At 66.3% G+C, this 1,501-nt stretch carries 2 protein-coding genes; one reads left to right on the forward strand and one right to left on the reverse strand.

Going from position 1 to position 1,501, the window contains the following annotated elements; translation table 11 throughout:
- The first annotated feature begins 114 nt into the window (after positions 1–114).
- Positions 115–972: a hypothetical protein gene (locus ACO6D6_RS15430; RefSeq protein WP_484786123.1), complete on the forward strand. Its 858-nt coding sequence runs from the start codon at positions 115–117 to the stop codon at positions 970–972.
- A 55-nt stretch (positions 973–1,027) separates the two neighbouring features.
- Here ACO6D6_RS15430 and ACO6D6_RS15435 read toward each other — a convergent pair.
- On the reverse strand, positions 1,028–1,501 hold a 474-nt coding region (locus ACO6D6_RS15435; protein ID WP_484786124.1), incomplete at its 5' end, for a transposase.

Raw genomic sequence — 1,501 nt, forward strand, 5'->3', positions numbered from 1 at the left:
ACCGCAGCACTCGCACTATATTCCTTCAAGACCACCCCCTGAATAACCTTCCAGGCATGGTTGGAGGAAATAGAAGCAGAACGGGTCGACATCCACTGCAATGGAGTCGGCCTGTTGGGATTCGCCAAGTTCTGGTTGACCGAGAATGGGGTGAGGAAACGGCTGGAAAAACCGGATGAGGAATCCTATTCCTCGGTTCTGGTTCTCCGGGAACTACAGGCCGTGCCAGGTCGGGGGGCGTGGTTCTGGTCGCACTTCTGGATGGAGATGCCCGAGGGCGTGCTGCATCAGGAGTCGGACTGGATGCGCGAACCCGACCTCGACATGGACGAGGACCCCGACCTGTACCACTACTGGACGGAATTGGACCGTTACCCGCGTGATGAGGGGAATATCCCTGGTTGGTTGCGCGAGAGGGTGGAGCAGTGGGAGGCTGAGCGGGGTCCGGCGTTCAATCGGCGTATTGCCGAGTTGGAGGAGGAGTTCTATGTGCTGACCCACGGTCCGCGCGGCTCGCAGGCCGAGCGGGAGGCCGCCCGCACGGGCAGGCTGCCCCGGATGCGGGGCGGGGCGGAGTTCGACCTGGCCCAGGACCGGGTGCGGGCCTGGCTGGCGGACAGCGGCGCCGAGCGCATCGACGTGGATATCAGCGGGCTCGGCTCCTCCCAGCGCGTGGCTTATTGGTTGACCGCGAACGGGAGGAAGAAGCCCGTCCAGGCCGGTGAGGAAGTGGCGGAGGCCGTCGAACGACTCCGTCACGCCCAGGCGTCGCCCCGCTACGGGGCCTGGGCGCGCTCCCACCTGTGGATGGACGCGGACAAAAGGGTGCTGCACCAGGAGTCGGACTGGATGGGCGAACCCGACCTCGGCGACGGGGGACCCGACGCCGACCGGTGCACGGAGGAGTTGGAGATGCACCCGCGCGAACCCGAACTCACCCCCGACTGGCTGAGAAACCGGGCCGAGCAGTGAGTTTTCCCGTCCGGAATTGATACAGGGAACGAGAGTCGTGACACAGCCTGAATTATCACAGCCCGATCGAGCGCCGTCGGCCGGTCCTGGCGGCCCGCATCCCCGCGGCCCCGCCCCTGAGACGGTTCAACCCTACGGCACCGTCCCCGGTGCCGACCCCAGGGGGTCGGCAAAGTCGGTTTAGGTGGTTGGTCGGGTGATCAGGTCGATGGCTCGTTCGGGGCGTCTGGCCATGGCTCTGGTGGTGGCGGCGATGGGGGCTCGGGGGCCGTGGAAGAGTCTGATGAGGCTGATGGCGAGGTTTCTCAGGGCGGCCGAGACCAAAGGGTCCGTTGGCGGTGCGCAGCTGGTGGCGGTCCTCGCCCGTGACCACGTCTCGGATCCAGTGGAGGCGGTTCTCGATGGCCCAATGGTCCCGGGCCCAGGAGGCGACGGCCTCGGGCTGGGCCTGGTCCATGGGGAGGGAGCAGATCAGGTGGACCACCTCGGTGGTCTTCTTCTTGGCCCTGCCGTTCCCGCCCGTGCTCCC

It is taken from the genome of Arachnia sp. (assembly GCF_057238465.1).